The sequence below is a fragment of the Microbacterium esteraromaticum genome, from assembly GCF_016907315.1.
In the GTDB taxonomy this organism is placed as follows: Bacteria; Actinomycetota; Actinomycetes; order Actinomycetales; family Microbacteriaceae; genus Microbacterium; species Microbacterium esteraromaticum.
Map to the genome: position 1 here is coordinate 736,799 of NZ_JAFBBS010000001.1, position 15,654 is coordinate 752,452.

The window sequence follows — 15,654 nt, forward strand, 5'->3', positions numbered from 1 at the left end:
AGTTCGACACACGACGCGCGCAGCGGCGCCCCTGCGGAGCATCATGAGCACATGACTTCCCCTGGTGCCGAGACGACGCCGGCTTTCGCGACCGCGCAGGTGCAGGCCGGCTACCAGCCGACCGGGGTGATCAGCGCCGTCCCGCCGATCCATCAGACAGCGGCCTACGAGTTCTCCTCCCTCGCCGAGGCGGCCGACCTGTTCGCCCTGCGCAAGACGGGCATCATCTACAGCCGCAACGCCAATCCGACCCAGCAGATCCTCGAAGAGCGGGTCGCGCTGCTCGAGGGCGGCGTGAGCGCTGTCGCCGTCGCCTCCGGCCAGGCCGCCGTGGCGGTCACGATCCTCGCGCTCGTGCACCGCGGCGGTCACGTGGTCGCAGCCGACCAGCTGTACGGCGGCACGATCGACCTGCTGCAGGAGACGCTCGACGACTTCGGCATCTCGGTGACCTTCGTCGACCAGGACGACCTCGGCGCCTGGCGCGATGCCATCACCCCGCGCACCCGGCTGCTGTTCGCCGAGTCGGTCGCCAACCCGATCGCCCAGGTGCTCGACATCCGCGCGGTGGCCGACATCGCGCACGAGGCCGGCGTTCCGCTCGTCATCGACAACACGGTGGGCACGCCTCACCTCGTGCGCCCCGGCGAGCACGGCGCCGACTTCGTCGTGCACTCAGCCACCAAGTTCCTCTCGGGACACGGCAGCTCGCTGGGCGGCGTGGTGGTCGACCAGGGCAGCTTCGACTTCGGTGCGCAGCCCGAGCGGTGGCCGCAGTTCACGGGACCGTACACGCGCTTCGGCGACCTCGTGCTGTGGGAGCGGTTCGGCCGAGGAGGGGCGTTCGCCGCCCTCGTGAAGTCGAAGTACGTGCACGATCTCGGCCCGTCGCTGTCGCCGTTCAACGCCTGGCAGATCCTGCAGGGCGTGGAGACGCTCGACCTGCGGGTCGCGCGGCAGTCGGCGACCGCGCGCCTGATCGCCGAGCACCTGGCGCAGCATCCCGCCGTCGCCCGGGTGCACCATCCCTCGCTCGCCGGCAATCCGTGGAACGAACTCGCGTCGCGGTACCTGCCGAGAGGCGCCCCGTCGGTCTTCTCTTTCGACCTCGTCGGCGCGGAAGACGAGCAGGCGTTTCCCCAGGTCGCGAGCGTCGTCGACGAGCTGCGGGTCTTCCGTCTCATCGCGAACATCGGCGACGCGCGCAGCATGGTCGCCCACCCGGCGTCGATGACCCACTCGCACCTGACCGCCGCCCAGCGGGAGGCCGCGGGGATCTCGCTGAACACGGTGCGTGTGTCAGCGGGGCTCGAAGACCCGGCCGACCTGATCGCCGATCTCGACCGCGTGCTTGCACCGCTGCGGGAGCACGCTCTCGTCGGCGCACGCTGACTCGAGCGCCGACGATGTCCGACGCCCCGATACGCTGAAGGCATGACCGGACTCCGATGGGGCATTCTCGCCACCGGCGGCATCGCCGCCGCCTTCGCATCTGACCTGCGCGCAGCCGGTCTCGACCTCGTCGCGGTGGGCTCGCGCTCACAGGAATCGGCGGATGCGTTCGCCGCCCGCTTCGACATCCCCCGTGCGCACGGCTCGTACGTCGACCTCGCCGAAGACCCCGACGTCGACATCATCTACGTCGCGACCCCGCACCCCATGCACCATGAGGATGCGCGTCTCGCCCTGCAGAACGGCAAGCACGTTCTCGTCGAGAAGGCGTTCACGGTCAATCGCGCAGAGGCCGAGGACCTGCAGTCCCTCGCCGCCGAGAAGGGCCTGCTCGCCATGGAGGCGATGTGGACGCGCTACCTTCCGCACATGATCCGCGTCCGCGAGATCATCGCCGAGGGCACCCTCGGCGAGATCCGCTCGGTGTCCGCCGATCACACGCAGAACCTGCCGACCGACCCCTCGCACCGGCTCAACGACCTCGCACTCGGCGGCGGAGCCCTTCTCGATCTGGGCATCTACCCGATCTCGTTCATCTGGGACGTGCTCGGCCAGCCCGTCGACATCACCGCGACCGGTCGTCTGCTCGAGACGGGGGCGGATGCCGAGGTCGCGACCATCATGACCCACGAGGGCGGCGCGATCTCGACCTCGCTGTCCTCGTCGCGTGCCGCAGGCCCGAGCACCGCAGTGGTGCTGGGGACGGAGGCCCGCATCGAGGTCGGCCCGTTCTTCCTCGCTCCCTGCGCGGTGCGCGTGATCGCCCCGGACGGAACGGTCATCGAGGAGTTCGACGGAAGCATGAAGGCCGGTGAGGGCCGCGGCATGCACTATCAGGCGAAGGCCGCCGAGCGCGCGGTCGCCGCGGGCGACACCGACGGATCGCAGCTCGCGCTCCCGATCGCCGAGTCGATGGCCATCATGGGCACCCTCGATGAGATCCGCCGGCAGATCGGCGTCGTGTACCCGAGCGAGAGCTGACATGGCTGAGACACCTGGCCGCGTCGCGGTCTACCTCGACTTCGACAACATCGTGATCTCCTGGTACGACCGGGTGCACGGTCGCAACGCGTACGGCAAGGACCGCCAGCGCATCATCGACGACCCGCACGACGCCGAGGTCGCAGAGCGCCTCAAGCAGGCGACGATCGAGGTCGGCGCGATCATCGACTACGCCTCGTCGTTCGGCACGCTCGTGCTCACCCGCGCCTACGCCGACTGGTCGTCTCCGGTGAACGCGGAGTACCGCTCGCAGCTCGTCGCCCGCGCCGTCGATCTCGTGCAGCTGTTCCCCGCGGCGGCGTACGCCAAGAACGGCGCCGATATCCGGCTGGCCGTCGATGCCGTCGAAGACATGTTCCGCCTGCCCGACCTCACGCACGTCGTGATCGTCGCCGGCGACAGCGACTACGTTCCGCTCGCCCAGCGCTGCAAGAGGCTCGGCCGCTACGTGATCGGCGTGGGTGTCGCCGGCTCGACGGCGAAGTCTCTCGCCGCGGCCTGCGATGAGTTCGAGTCGTACGACTCGCTTCCCGGCGTCGTCCGTCCGACCCCTGATCCCCCGGCCGCCGCGTCGACGAAGGACAAGCCCGAGCCGAAGAGCGCCACGAAGACCCGGCGCGCCCGCACCACAGCACCCAAGCAGGACGAGCAGACCGAGGCGACCTCGCTGCTCGTGCGCGCGCTGCGTCTCGGCCACGACAAGACCGATTCCGACGAGTGGCTGCATGCGTCGGCCGTGAAGACGCAGATGCGCCGGATGGATCCGTCGTTCAGCGAGAAGGCGCTCGGGTACCGCTCGTTCAACGACTTCCTGCGCTCACGCGACGACGCCGCCGAGCTCGAGGAGAGCGGTCACGAGCGGCTGGTGCGCCTCAAGGAGGCGTGACGCTCGCGGGCGCTCCCGACGCTCCCGCTCCTCACTGATTGCTGAAGGCGGCGTCGAATGACGCCTGCGGCTGAGGCCACAGCAGCGAGCGCACGTACTGCACGGCCTCCGCAGCGCCGTGCAGGCGGTCCATGCCCGCGTCCTCCCATTCGATGGAGATCGGCCCGGTGTAGCCGATCGCGTCGAGGGCCCGGAACGAGTCCTCCCAGGGGACGTCGCCGTGCCCGGTCGACACGAAGTCCCAGCCGCGTCTGGGGTCGCCCCACGGCAGGTGCGAGCCGAGCACGCCGGCGCGGCCGTTGTGCGGACGCATGCGGGTGTCCTTGCAGTCGACGTGGTAGATCCGGTCCTTGAAGTCCCAGATGAATCCGACCGGGTCGATGTTCTGCCACATCATGTGCGACGGATCCCAGTTGAAGCCGAAGGCCTCGCGGTGGCCGATGGCCTCGAGGGCGCGAACCGAGCTCCAGTAGTCGTAGGCGATCTCGCTCGGGTGCACCTCGTGTGCGAATCGCACGCCTTCATCGTCGAACACGTCGAGGATCGGGTTCCATCGATTCGCGAAGTCCTCGAAGCCGCTCTCGATGACCGATGCCGGCACGGGCGGGAACATGGCGACATAGGGCCAGACCGACGATCCGGTGAAGCCGACCACCGTGTCGACGCCGAGCTTGCGCGCGACGCGCGCCGCGCGCTTCATGTCGTCGGCGGCACGCTGCCGTACGCCCTCCGCCTCACCGTCCCCCCAGACGTAGTCCCGCAGGATCGCCTTGTGGCGGAAGTCGATCGGAGCGTCGCAGACGGCCTGCCCCGCCAGGTGGTTCGAGATCGCGAAGATCTGCAGGCCGTAACGGTCGAGGATCTCCTTCCTGGACGCGACATAGGCGTCATCCTCGTCGGCGCGCTTCAGGTCGAGGTGATCTCCGGATGCGGCGACCTCGAGACCGTCGTAGCCCCACGAGGCGGCGAGACGCGCGACCTCCTCGAACGGCAGATCGGCCCATTGCCCGGTGAACAGGGTCACGGGGTGCGTGCTGGCGGTCATGCGGGTTCTCCTTCGAGACGATCGGACGATGCGGACGCGCGAGTGCGCCGGACGACGAGAATGTTCAGTGCGGCGACGAGCACACCACCGACGGCGGCGGCGAGCAGGCAGCCCGCGGCTGCGGCGAAGCCGAGGTGCTCGGCGAGACCGCCGGTGACCGCCGAGGCGATCGCCTGGCCGACGATGATGCCGCTGGCGAGCAGGGTCATCGTGGTCGCCATGCGGCGGGGCGGAGCGGCGGCCGCCCCCGCACTGTTGAGGGTGACGAGCAGCGCGCCGGCGGCGGCTCCGACGAGCAGGATGACGAGGATCATGCCCCACACCGTGTCCACGAACGACATGCACACGGCCGCGACGACGAGCACAGAGGCGGACACGGCCCAGCGCGTGGCGAGCGAGACACGCTCGGGCAGCGCGACCAGGGCGACCGCCGAGACAGCACTGGTCACTCCCATGCAGCCGTACACGAGACCAGTCTGCTCCTCGAGGCCCTGAGCGCGAAGGAATGCGGTGAGCGCCACCAGAGCGGCGCCGAAGAACGCGCCCATGAAGAACATGCCGCCGATCGGCAGCGCGACGAGGGGGCGCAGCAGCAGCGGCCGACCCGCCGGCCCTGGTGCAGCCGGGTGCGGGTGCGGACGCACGGCCGCCGCCGTCGGGTGCCAGGCGAACGCGAGCACGAAGACCAGGGTGATGGCTGCTGCGGTCAGCATCGGCACGGCGGGGCCGAAGCCGGCCCCCAGGACGCCAACGAGCACAGGCCCGCCGACGAAGGACAGCTCGTCGGCCATGCCCTCGTAGCTCATCGCGGCGGACATGCGTCGGCGACTGCGGTCGTCGCCCACGAGCAGCGCCATCCAGCGGGTGCGGGCCATCGACGAGATCTGCGGGATCGTCGCGCCGGCGAGAAGGCACGCGGCCGAGAGGACGACGAGCGGCACATCGGCGAACGCGGCGGTGACGACGCCGATCAGCGCGGCCGTGTTCACCAGCGCGACCGCGGTGAGCACCGGCCGCTGCCCCCAGCGATCGGCCGCGGCACCGAGCAGCGGTGCGCCGATGCCGGATGCGATGCCGAGTGTGGCCGACGCGATGCCGGCCTCCGCCAGCGATCCGCGCGCCACGGCCACCAGCGTCAGCACTCCGACGACGTTCATCGCCACCGGCAGCCGGCCGAGGAAGGCGATGACGAAGAAGTGCCAGCCGGCCGCGGTGCGCAGTTCGCCGAAGGCGGAGGTCCGGGGCGTCATGGACGCGTCAGCGCCCGGTGACGTCGGCGACCCAGCGGGCGGTGTGGTGGGCGCTCTCGACCGGGTCCATGCTGGCGCGGTCGACCTCGATGATGACCCAGCCGTCCCAGCCCTCCGGCAGCGCGGCGAGCGTGCCCGTGAGGTCGAGGTCGCCGCGGCCCGGTTCGCGGTAGAGGCCCAGGTCGGTGGCCCGCTCATAGGTGAGCTCGCCGTCACGGGTGCGGCGGGCGAGGTCGAGATCGAGATCCTTCAGGTGCAGGTCCTGCACCCGGTCCGCCCAGGTCGTGATCGCATCCTTCGCGCTGATTCCCGCCCACTCCAGGTGACCGATGTCGAAAGCAGCGCCGAGGCGCGACGCGTCGATCGCGTTCAGCACGTGCTCGTACTCGTGCTGCGTCTCGATCCAGGTGCCTACGTGGTTGTGCAGGCCGGGCTTCACACCTTCTGCGTTGAGCACGTCGACAGCCTCGTCGATGAGGTCGGTGAGCTCGTCCAGACGGTCCTGGCGGAAATCGTGACCGACCGCCGGCTTGGTCCAGCGGATGGCGGTCTGGTCGACCTCGGCGGCGAGGAACACGGTCTTGAGGCCGAAGTAGTTCGACTCCTCGGCCTTGCGGCGCACGCCGTCGAACCAGTGGATGCGCTCGAACGTGCCGCGCTCCAGTCGTCCGCCGTGGTCGCTCGCCAGCGGAACCTGCACGTAGCCAGGGGCGAGTGCGAGGCCGGAGTCGGCCACCATCGCGGCGTAGCTCTGCAGCGTCTGGGTGTCGAGGACCTCCATCATCGTGGCGCCGAACCCCGCGTCCTTGATCGCCCGGAGCACCTCGGGGTACTCGGCGACGAAGGCCGGATCGGCGAAGCGCCACAGGCTCGCGCTGTCGAGGTCGTCAGGATCCTCCTTCACGTTGATCCACTGGATGGCGTTGAGAGCGAACTTCAGTTCCGAGAGCGGCATTGCGATGGTCCTTGTCTTTCTCATCAGAGGGAGGTGCGTCACTTCAGGCCCGTGGCGGCGACGCCCTGGATGAAGTACTTCTGCAGGAACAGGAACAGGATGAGGATCGGCAGCAGCACCACCATCGCTCCAGCCAGCAGCAGGCCGAAGGAGATCGAATTGGATGCCTGGGAGGCTACCGACAGGCCGACGGGGGCCGTGTAGGTGTCCTGCGACTGGGCGACCACGAGCGGCCAGAGGAAGTTGTTCCAGGAGGTGAGGAACGACAGGATCGCGACGGTCGCGAGTCCTGGCCCGGTGAGCGGCAGGAACACGCGGAAGAAGATCCGGCCCTCCCCCGCGCCGTCGAGGCGCGCCGCCTCCATCAGCTCGTACGGCACGCCGTGCGCGAACTGGCGCATGATGAACACGCACAGCGGCAGGGTCAGCACCGGGAGGATGATGGCGATCAGCGAGTCGACCAGGCCCATCTGCACGACGATCACGAACTGCGGCACGAAGAGTGCGACGTAGGGCACGATCATCGAGGCGATCACCAGCGGGAACACGACGTTCTTGCCGCGGAAGCGCAGTTTCGCCAGGGCGTACCCCGCCATCGCGCTGAAGACGACGTTGCCCGCGATCGCGACGCTCGACACGATGAAGCTGTTCATCATGTAGTCGCCGAATCCGCGGTCGCGGAAGAGCTGGATGTAGTTGTCGATCTGGAAGGTCTCAGGGAACCAGGCCCCTGGATTCGCGAGGAACTCGCCCTGCGTCTTGAACGAGCCGAAGAAGACCCAGACGAACGGCAGGAGCATGAAGACGGTGATGACGGCGAGGGCGGTGTAGTTGAGCGCCTGACGCGTCGGAGACAGGGTTTTCAATGTTTCGGCCTCAGAATTCGGAACTGGACGATCGCGACGACGCCGACGAGCACCAGCAGCAGCACCGATCCCGCCATCGAGGCGGAGACGTTGCCGAAGCCGAACTGCTCGTAGACCCACAGAGCGATCGACTTCGTGGAGCCGAGCGGACCGCCCTTGGTCAGCAGATAGGGCTCCTCGAAGATGTTCAGGAACGACACCGTCTGCAGCACGGTGACCAGCAGAGTGGTCGGGCGCAGCAGCGGCAGGGTGATGGACCAGAGGCGGCGCCACGGGCCGGCGCCGTCGGTGGCTGCGGCCTCGTAGATCTCCTCCGGAACCGCCTGGAGGCCGGCGAGGAAGAGGATCATGCAGGTGCCGGTGGTGCGCCAGACGCCCATGGCGACGACGGTGGTGATGGCCCAGCCGGGGTCGCCCAGCCAGTTCGGCTCGGGAAGACCGAGGCTGCCGAGCACACTGTTCACCGGGCCGGTGATCGAGAAGGCGTACTGCCAGATCACGGCGGCGGCCACGATGTTGGTGATGACCGGGATGTAGGCGGCCGCCCGGAAGAACGTCTTCAGCCGGCGGATGCCGTTGTTCAGCATGAGTGCGAGAGCGAGACCAAGCCCCATGCTGATCGGCACGCACAGCACCACGAAGAGCACGGTGTTGAGGAAGGCGCTCTGGAATCCCGGGTTCCCGATGATCGCGGCGAACCCGTCGAAGCCGGTGAAGTTGACGTTGAGGGGGTCGCGGATGTCCCGCGCGGACATGTCCGTCAGGCTCGCGCCGATGGCGAGGACCGCCGGGACACCCGTGAACAGGAGGAAGATCACGAGGAACGGAGCGAGGAAGAGCCACGCGGTGGTGGTCTCCGCCCGCGAGCCCTCGTGCGCCTTCCGGACCCCCCGGGGACGCCGTGCCGGCGTCCCCGGGGTGACCACAGTGCGAGTCGCAGAGGTGGTGGTGGTCATGATCGGAGTCAGTCGCCCATCCCGATGGACTCGGCCTGTGCCTGCGCCGCGTCCAGCGCTTCCTGCGCGGATGCACCCCCGCGGACGACCTTCTCCATCTGCTCGCCGATCACGGTGCCGACCTGGGTCCAGGTCGAGACCTTGGGCAGGTTGACGCCCGACTCGAGGCCCTTCTCGACGGTTTCGAGCACGCGGTTGTCTGCGAGCGCGGGGTCTTCCCACGCCGCCTTCACGGCGGGCATGTTCTTGAAGATCTCGAACCACTTGACCTGGCTCGAGGGCTCGGACATGAACCGCGCGAACTTCCAGGCGCCGTCCTTGTTCTCGGAATCGGAGGGGACCATCCAGCTTCCGCCGCCGACCGTGGTCGCGGCATCGCCGTCGGGACCGGTCGGCATCGGGGCGAGCGTCAGGTGCTCGTCCGACCAGCCGGCGCCGTTCGCGTCGTCGAACCAGCTGATGAACCAGGGTCCGCCGTCGACGATCTCCGCGTTCTTGCCGCTGCTCGTCCAGGGGACGGTGTCGAGGAACGCCGGACCGTCAGACGACGCGAGTCCGTCGGTCTTGAGGCTGGAGAGGAACTCCAGGGCCTCGACGTTCTCCTCGGAGTTGATCGTCCAGGTCGACAGGTCGTCGGAGATGAAGCCGCCGCCGTTCTGCACCGAGAACGCGAGCAGCTGGCGCGCCGTGTAGGCGTCGTAGCTCGAGTCCAGCGCGAGGGGGTACTCGGTGCCTGCATCCTTGAGCTTCTCGGCGAAGGTGCGAAGGCTGTCCCAATCGGTGGGCACCTCGGCACCCGCCTTCTCGGCGAGGTCGGTGCGGATGATCTGCATGTTCGCGTAGGCGTACCACGGCACACCGTACGCGACGTCGTCGTAGACCGAGTTGTCCCAGATGACCTCGAAGAAGTCATCGGGGTCGACCAGCTTCTCCGGCACGGCGTCGAAGCCGCCGGTCGCGATGAGCGAGGACTGCGTCTCGGTGAACGCGTAGATCAGGTCCGGCACGGTGCCGGCCGTGATCGCCGCCGTCATCTTCGATGCGAACTCCGCCTCGGGCACCTGCGTCATGTTGATCTCGACGTCGGGGTTGTCCTTCTTGAACTCGTCGAACATCTGGGGCAGCTCAGCGCCGTCGGCGCCCTGCGTCCAGATCTCGATGGTCCCGGTGGCGGGCTTCTCGTCGACGGTCGTGGCGTCGCCGCCGGCCGCTCCGCCGTCTTCCGCCGCGCGGCCGCAGCCGGTGAGCAGCAGGGTGCTGGATGTCAGAAGTGCGATCCCGAGCATCGTCGCTCGGCGTCGCGAAGGGGAAAGGGGGTACATCGCGATCATCTCCTTGGTGTTGGGTGGTGCGTCGGGTCAGAGGGAAGCGGCGACCGCGCGGGCGATCCGCACGGAGAGAGTGGCGCCGGTCAGCGTCGAGTTGCAGGTGAGGGCGGTCGGGATCACGCCGTTGCCTGCGAGGAAGAGGTTGTCGAAGCCCCAGACGCGACCGTCGGTGTCGACGACGCTGGTGCCGTCGTCCTCCGCGCCCATGCGCACGGAGCCTGTGTAGTGCAGAGAGGCGCCGGGAGGGAGGATCTCTGAGTCGCCGTCGGGGAACGAGCCGATGGCGTTCGCGGCAGCCCGCTGCACCTGCATAGTCTTGCGGATCACCTCCATGTCCTTCTCGGAGTATGAGAAGTGCACCGTCATGTGCGGCATCCCCAGGGTGTCGGTGAGCTCGTCCGAGAACTCGATGCGGTTCTCGGGCCTGATCTCCGTGGCGCAGTACCAGCCGACGCCCAGCACGTGCTGTCCGTCGAACTCGCGTTCCATGAGCTGCCCGTGTGCGGGCCGCTCTGCTCCGATCGAGGGGCTCCAGTACGAGCCGATGAACGGCTCGCCGGCCGGCGGCTTCGGGATGTCGGCGTCGCTGAGCCCCAGGCGCGCGGCGTCGATGACGACGTCGCCGTCGATGGACGCGTGCTCGTTGAGGCGCACTCCCAGCGCCTCGGGCCGGATGCCCGACGCCCACAGCAGCTGCGGCGTGCGCAGCGCGTCGCCCGCGACCAGCACCTCGCGTGCAGAGAAGACCGTCTCCTCGCCACTGACGAGATCACGGCCGACGACGCCGGTGACGCGGGAGCCGTCGTGCTCCAGGCGGGTGACGAACACCCCTGTGCGCAGCTGCAGCGCTGGTTCGCTGGCGTCGAACAGCGACGGTGTGATGTCACGCGGACCGGTGCGGGCGAACGGCCGGTCGACGTGCGGGATGCCTGCCATCGGCATGTACCCGAACTCCCGCTCCGGGTCGGGGCTGGGCACCGCGGCCCGGATCGCCTCGAAGATCGGCTCGGTGAAGGGGTTCTCGACGAGCGGTCCGACGTAGGTGCGCAGGAGACTGCGAGCGGTCTCCAGGTCGGCATCCCATTCCGCCCGCGGGAGGAAGTCGGGGATCTCCTCGGCGTAGGGCCAGGGTGTGGCGGCGGTCCAGTGCACGCCCATCCCTCCGATGTTCCACGCCAGCGATGCGCCGGGGAACTGCGCGAAGTTGTGTCCGAAGAACGCGGCGGGGAACACTCCGGTCGAGGACGGGTCCCAGCTGTCGCCCTCGATGCTGTTCATCGAGGCGGCACCCTTGACGTACTCGATCTGCCGCGCGCGGCGCATGAGGTCCTCGTACGACGCGTTCATGGCGTTCTCGTCGACCTCGACGAGGTGCTCGCCGTCGACGCCCGTGATGCGGGAGCCGGCCTCGAGCACGAGGATGCGGGCCTCGGGCCTGCGCTCGTGCACCTCGCGGGCGATGATCGCGCCGTTCGGGCCGGAGCCCACGATCACGAGGTCGTAGTTGTCTGTCATCTGTGTTCCTTGTCTGCGTTGAATCAGGAAGCGCTGCGTGTTCTCAGGAGGCCGGGGTGTCGATCCAGCGCTCCTCGCGGGCGGCGAGGAGCACCGCCTCGGTGAGCTGGGCGGCGCGGACGCCGTCCTGGAACGTCGGCAGGCCGTCGGGAAGCGCGTCGCCCCGGATGGCCGCGTACGCGTCGGCGACGAACCCGTTGAATGCGTCCTGGTACCCCTGGGCGTGACCGGCGGGCACCGTCGAGAAGCGAGCCACTCCGGGGTGAGCGGTCGCGGGGTCGCGGAAGAGCTGTCTGCTGCCCTCTCGCTGACCGACCCACAGCTCCTCCGGCCGCTCCTGATCGAAGCGGATGCTCGCGTGGGCGCCGTGGAGTTCGAGGGTGAGCGCGTTCTTCCGGCCGGCTGCCATCTGCGAGATGAGCAGAGTCCCGATCGCTCCCGAGGCCATCTCGACGAGGATCGAGACGGCGTCCTCATTGGTGACCGGACGACCACCTCGCTCGTCGTACACCCGGCGTGTGCGCGCGGTCAGACGCACGATGCGCTCGCCTGCGACGAATTCGAGCAGATCGCACAGGTGCGAGCCGATGTCGGCGAAGGCGCGAGAAGGACCTCCGTCGGCCGAGGTGACACGCCAATCGTCGTCGCCGGGTCGAAGCATCCAGTCCTGCAGATAGCCGCAGTCGACGGTGAGGAGTCCGCCGATCTCGCCGGCGGCGACTCTCGCGCGCGCCTCACGCACCATGGGGTGGTAGCGGTAGACGAACGGCACAGCGGCGACGACGCCGCGCTCCTCGGCAGCGGCGGCGAGCGCGCGCGCGTCCTCCGCGCGGGTGGCCAGCGGCTTTTCGCAGATCACGTGGATGCCGGCGCGGATCACCTCGAGGGCGAGTTCGGCGTGTGTGGCGTTGGGCGTGCAGACGTGCACGATGTCGACGTCGTCCGCGAGGAGTTCGGAGACGTCGGCGGCGGCCTTCGCGATACCGAGATCCTGCGCGGCCGCGACACCGCGCTCGGGAGTGGAACTCGCGAGAACCGCTGTGATCGCACCGGCCGCGCGTGCCGCGCGGCTGTGCACCTGGGCCATGAAGCCCCCGCCGAGGAAACCGGAGCGGATCGTTCCGACGCCTGTTGCTGTGACATCCGTTGTCATGTGGATGATTCTGACACGACACGACACACTTTTGCTAGATCAAAATCAAAAGTATTTCTGTCGTCGTCATATGTCGGTCCTGGCGCGCACGGAAGCGTGTGCTTTACTGACTCCGTGAGTGACGTCGAGAGGCTTTCCGCGAGCGCCGCGCCCGGCGCCGGAGACATGCTGCAGACGCTCCTGGACGGGCGAGCGCGGACCAAGGCCGATCTCGTCCATCTGACCGGGCTCGCCCGCTCGACGGTCTCCTCTCGGGTCGATGCGCTGCTGGCATCCGGGTTGATCTCACCCGCCGGCGAGGGCGCCTCGACCGGCGGCCGCCCGCCGTCGCGCGTCGCGTTCAACCCGCAGGCCGGCGCGGTGCTGGCGGCCGACCTCGGAGCCTCTCACGCGACCACTGCCGTCGCAGATCTCAGCGGCCGCATCCTCGCGTCGCGCACGAGGCAGATCGACATCGCCTCGGGGCCGACAGCCGTGCTCGAGGCGGCACTGTCGGACTGGGCGCTGCTCCTGGACGAGATGAGCGCGCAGGGCATGCCGGTCGTCGGAGTCGGCATCGGCGTGCCTGGCCCGGTCGAGCACTCGACGGGGCAGCCGTACAACCCGCCGATCATGCCGGGCTGGGACAGATTCGACGTGCCGGGCTACGTCCAGCGCACTTTCGACGTGCCTGTGCTCGTGGACAACGATGTCAACATCCTCGCGCTCGGCGAGCAGGCGATGAGCTTTCCCGACGCCTCCGACCTCATCTTCGTCAAGGTCGCCACGGGCATCGGAGCGGGGATCATCTCGGGTGGGCAGCTGCAGCGCGGCGCCAAGGGATCGGCGGGCGACCTCGGCCACGTGCGCGTGCCCTACTCCCCCGATTCCTCGCTGCAGCCGGGGGATGAGCGGGAGCTGGAAGAGCTCGCCAGCGGAACGGCCATCGCGGGGGCGCTGCGGGCACAGGGTCTCGAGGCCGAGAGCAGCGCAGACGTCGTCGAGCTGGTCCGCTCGGGCAATGTCGCCGCCATCGAGGCCACCCGGCAGGCGGGACGCGAGGTCGGCGAGGTGCTCGCGACGGTCGTCAACCTGCTGAATCCGTCGATCATCGTGCTGGGCGGCAGCGTTGCTCGCGCGGGAGAGCACCTGCTGGCCGGTGTGCGCGAGGTCGTGTACCGGCGTTCCATTCCGCTCGCGACGCAGCACCTGGCGATCGTGCAGACGCAGGCGGGCGAACGAGCCGGTGTGCTCGGTGCGGCGATCATGGTCGCTCGCGAGGTGCTCTCCCCTGCCAACGTGGACGCCCTCGTCGCGCGCGGCGCGAGCAGAACCAGCTGAGACTCGCCTCCCGCAGACGGGCGCAGCAGCTGGCCCTGTCGCTCGGTCGAGGGCGTTGCTAGGCTGGCGGGCACGTCTGGGGGGACGAAGCCGGGGACGCGACTCAAGGAGGAGACGTCATGCTGAGAAGACCTGCTCACCGCGCTGTGGCCGCTGCGGCGGCCGTAGCGCTCACCGCCACTCTGACACCGGCCGCCGCATCGGCCGCGCAGAATAGGGGCGCAGGCGATGCCCCTCCGGGCAAGGAGCGCCAGGCAGAGCAGTACGTCGATCGGACTCTCGAATCCATGACGCTCGAGGAGAAGATCGGACAGCTCTTCATCCTCTTCGCCTACGGTCCCACGGCCGACACCGCAGACGCGCGCAACACCAAGATGTACGGCGAGGCGAGTGCCGCCGAGATCGTCGACGAGTACGAGCCCGGCGGGTTCATCCTGTTCTCGGCGCGCGACAACGTGACAGACCCTGAGCAGGTCGCCACGCTCTCGAACGGTCTGCAGGCGGCAGCGGCGGATGCCGGCGCCGGCATCCCGATGCTGATCAGCACAGACCAGGAGCAGGGTCTCGTCACCCGCATCGGATCACCCGCGACGCTCTTCCCGGGCAACATGGCCCTCGGCGCCGGTCGCAGCGCGAAGGACACCCGCCGCGCCGCCGCCATCACCGGCCAGGAGCTGCTCGCCATGGGCATCCATCAGAACAACGCCCCCGACGCCGACGTCAACGTCAATCCCGACAACCCCGTGATCGGCGTTCGCAGCTTCTCGTCCGACCCCGACCTCGTGTCGCAACTCACGGCCGCAGCCGTGCGCGGCTACCAGGACGACGCCGGCATCGTCGCGACCGCCAAGCACTTCCCCGGTCACGGCGACACCGCCACCGACTCCCACACCGGCCTGCCCGTGATCACCCACACCCTCGAGGAGTGGCAGCGCATCGACGCACCGCCGTTCGAAGCCGCGATCGCGGCCGGAGTCGACTCGATCATGACGGCTCACATCGTGGTGCCGTCGCTCGACGACAGCGGCGACCCCGCCACCCTCTCGAAGAAGATCGTCACCGGTCAGCTGCGCGAGGCGCTCGGATTCGAGGGCGTCATCGTCACGGACGGTCTCGAGATGGCCGCCGTGCGACAGAAGTACGGCGACGGCGAAGTCGCGGTGCGCGCGATCGAAGCCGGAGTCGACCAGCTGCTGCTGCCCGCCGACCCGCCCGCCGCCTATGCGGCCATCGAGCAGGCACTCGACTCCGGGCGTCTCACCGAAGAGCGCATCGACGAATCGGTCGCCCGCATCCTGAAGATGAAGTACGACCAGGGTGTGATCAAGCGACCCACCGTCGAGGTCGACAAGGTGATGAACGTCGTCGGACGCCAGGGAAGCCTGCGCGCGGCCGAGAAGATCACCGACCGCACCACGACCCTCGTGCGCAATGAGAACGGCGCGCTGCCGGTCGCGGTCGACGGCAAGTCCGTGCTCGTCACCGGCTACGGAGAGGCGACCGGACGCACGCTCGCCGCCGAGCTCACGGCTCGCGGCGCAACCGTCACGACCCTTCCCACCGGGACCGCCCCATCGGCGGGCCTCATCGACCAGGCCACGGCAGCCGCCGCAGAGCACGACGTCACCGTGGTGCTCACCAACGGCGTCACCGCGACGAGCAGGCAGAAGCAGCTCGTCGCCGCGCTCGACGGCACCGGCACCCACCTCGTCGTCGCCGGCGTGCGCAACCCCTACGACATCAACCAGCTGCCCGGAGTCGACAACTTCATCGCCACGTACTCGTACGCGACTCCTGCGCTCGCATCGCTCGCGAAGGTGATCACCGGTGAGATCGAGCCGCAGGGCAAGCTGCCGGTCGACATCTACAGCAGCGCCGGCTCGGGCGAGGTCCTCTACCCGTTCGGCCACGGACTGGGGTGGTGAG

The 15,654-nt window shown here is 68.9% G+C and carries 13 protein-coding genes; 5 read left to right on the forward strand and 8 right to left on the reverse strand.

All coding sequences use genetic code 11. The features are described from left to right. Positions 1 to 51 precede the first annotated feature (51 nt). Genes JOE67_RS03635 through JOE67_RS03645 form a run of 3 tightly spaced genes read left to right on the forward strand, consistent with a single transcriptional unit; the run spans position 52 to position 3,340 of the window. Entirely contained in the window at positions 52 to 1,392 is a 1,341-nt protein-coding gene (locus tag JOE67_RS03635) for an O-acetylhomoserine aminocarboxypropyltransferase/cysteine synthase family protein (RefSeq protein ID WP_204974191.1), read from the forward strand. A gap of 42 nt (positions 1,393 to 1,434) precedes the next feature. Then, positions 1,435 to 2,433, forward strand: coding sequence for a Gfo/Idh/MocA family protein (locus JOE67_RS03640; RefSeq protein WP_204974192.1), 999 nt, complete (start codon positions 1,435 to 1,437; stop codon positions 2,431 to 2,433). Position 2,434: 1 nt separating this feature from the next. Further along, positions 2,435 to 3,340 carry an NYN domain-containing protein gene (locus JOE67_RS03645; protein ID WP_204974193.1) on the forward strand — a complete coding sequence of 302 codons (906 nt, stop codon included), beginning with the start codon at positions 2,435 to 2,437 and terminating at the stop codon, positions 3,338 to 3,340. A gap of 31 nt (positions 3,341 to 3,371) precedes the next feature. Here JOE67_RS03645 and JOE67_RS03650 read toward each other — a convergent pair whose 3' ends face one another. Genes JOE67_RS03650 through JOE67_RS03685 form a run of 8 tightly spaced genes read right to left on the reverse strand, consistent with a single transcriptional unit; the run spans position 3,372 to position 12,408 of the window. Next, on the reverse strand, positions 3,372 to 4,385 hold the full coding sequence (locus JOE67_RS03650) for a sugar phosphate isomerase/epimerase family protein (RefSeq protein WP_204974194.1): 1,014 nt from the start codon (positions 4,383 to 4,385) through the stop codon (positions 3,372 to 3,374). After that, on the reverse strand, positions 4,382 to 5,635 hold the full coding sequence (locus JOE67_RS03655; protein WP_204974195.1) for an MFS transporter: 1,254 nt from the start codon (positions 5,633 to 5,635) through the stop codon (positions 4,382 to 4,384). The genes JOE67_RS03650 and JOE67_RS03655 overlap by 4 nt, the downstream gene beginning before the upstream one ends. A 7-nt stretch (positions 5,636 to 5,642) precedes the next feature. Next, positions 5,643 to 6,590 (reverse strand): sugar phosphate isomerase/epimerase family protein, encoded by a 948-nt coding sequence (locus JOE67_RS03660; RefSeq protein WP_204974196.1) that lies wholly within the window; start codon positions 6,588 to 6,590, stop codon positions 5,643 to 5,645. Between the two features lie 38 nt (positions 6,591 to 6,628). Next, on the reverse strand, positions 6,629 to 7,456 hold the full coding sequence (locus tag JOE67_RS03665) for a carbohydrate ABC transporter permease (protein ID WP_239527967.1): 828 nt from the start codon (positions 7,454 to 7,456) through the stop codon (positions 6,629 to 6,631). Continuing rightward, a complete protein-coding gene (locus JOE67_RS03670) occupies positions 7,453 to 8,412 on the reverse strand; it encodes a carbohydrate ABC transporter permease (protein WP_204974197.1) in 960 nt (319 codons plus the stop codon). The genes JOE67_RS03665 and JOE67_RS03670 overlap by 4 nt, the downstream gene beginning before the upstream one ends. An 8-nt stretch (positions 8,413 to 8,420) precedes the next feature. Then, positions 8,421 to 9,734 carry a sugar ABC transporter substrate-binding protein gene (locus JOE67_RS03675; protein ID WP_204974198.1) on the reverse strand — a complete coding sequence of 438 codons (1,314 nt, stop codon included), beginning with the start codon at positions 9,732 to 9,734 and terminating at the stop codon, positions 8,421 to 8,423. 36 nt (positions 9,735 to 9,770) lie between these two features. Next, positions 9,771 to 11,255, reverse strand: a complete 1,485-nt coding sequence (locus JOE67_RS03680) for a GMC oxidoreductase (protein WP_204974199.1) — start codon at positions 11,253 to 11,255, stop codon at positions 9,771 to 9,773. A 43-nt stretch (positions 11,256 to 11,298) separates the two neighbouring features. Next, positions 11,299 to 12,408: a Gfo/Idh/MocA family protein gene (locus tag JOE67_RS03685; RefSeq protein ID WP_204974200.1), complete on the reverse strand. Its 1,110-nt coding sequence runs from the start codon at positions 12,406 to 12,408 to the stop codon at positions 11,299 to 11,301. A gap of 114 nt (positions 12,409 to 12,522) precedes the next feature. Between JOE67_RS03685 and JOE67_RS03690 the strand changes: the two genes are divergently transcribed. Both JOE67_RS03690 and JOE67_RS03695 read left to right on the forward strand, forming a co-directional pair. Beyond that, complete coding sequence (locus JOE67_RS03690) at positions 12,523 to 13,728, forward strand: ROK family transcriptional regulator (RefSeq protein WP_420827632.1); 1,206 nt, start codon at positions 12,523 to 12,525, stop codon at positions 13,726 to 13,728. 119 nt (positions 13,729 to 13,847) lie between these two features. Further along, positions 13,848 to 15,653: a glycoside hydrolase family 3 protein gene (locus JOE67_RS03695; protein ID WP_204974201.1), complete on the forward strand. Its 1,806-nt coding sequence runs from the start codon at positions 13,848 to 13,850 to the stop codon at positions 15,651 to 15,653. Position 15,654: the final 1 nt, after the last annotated feature.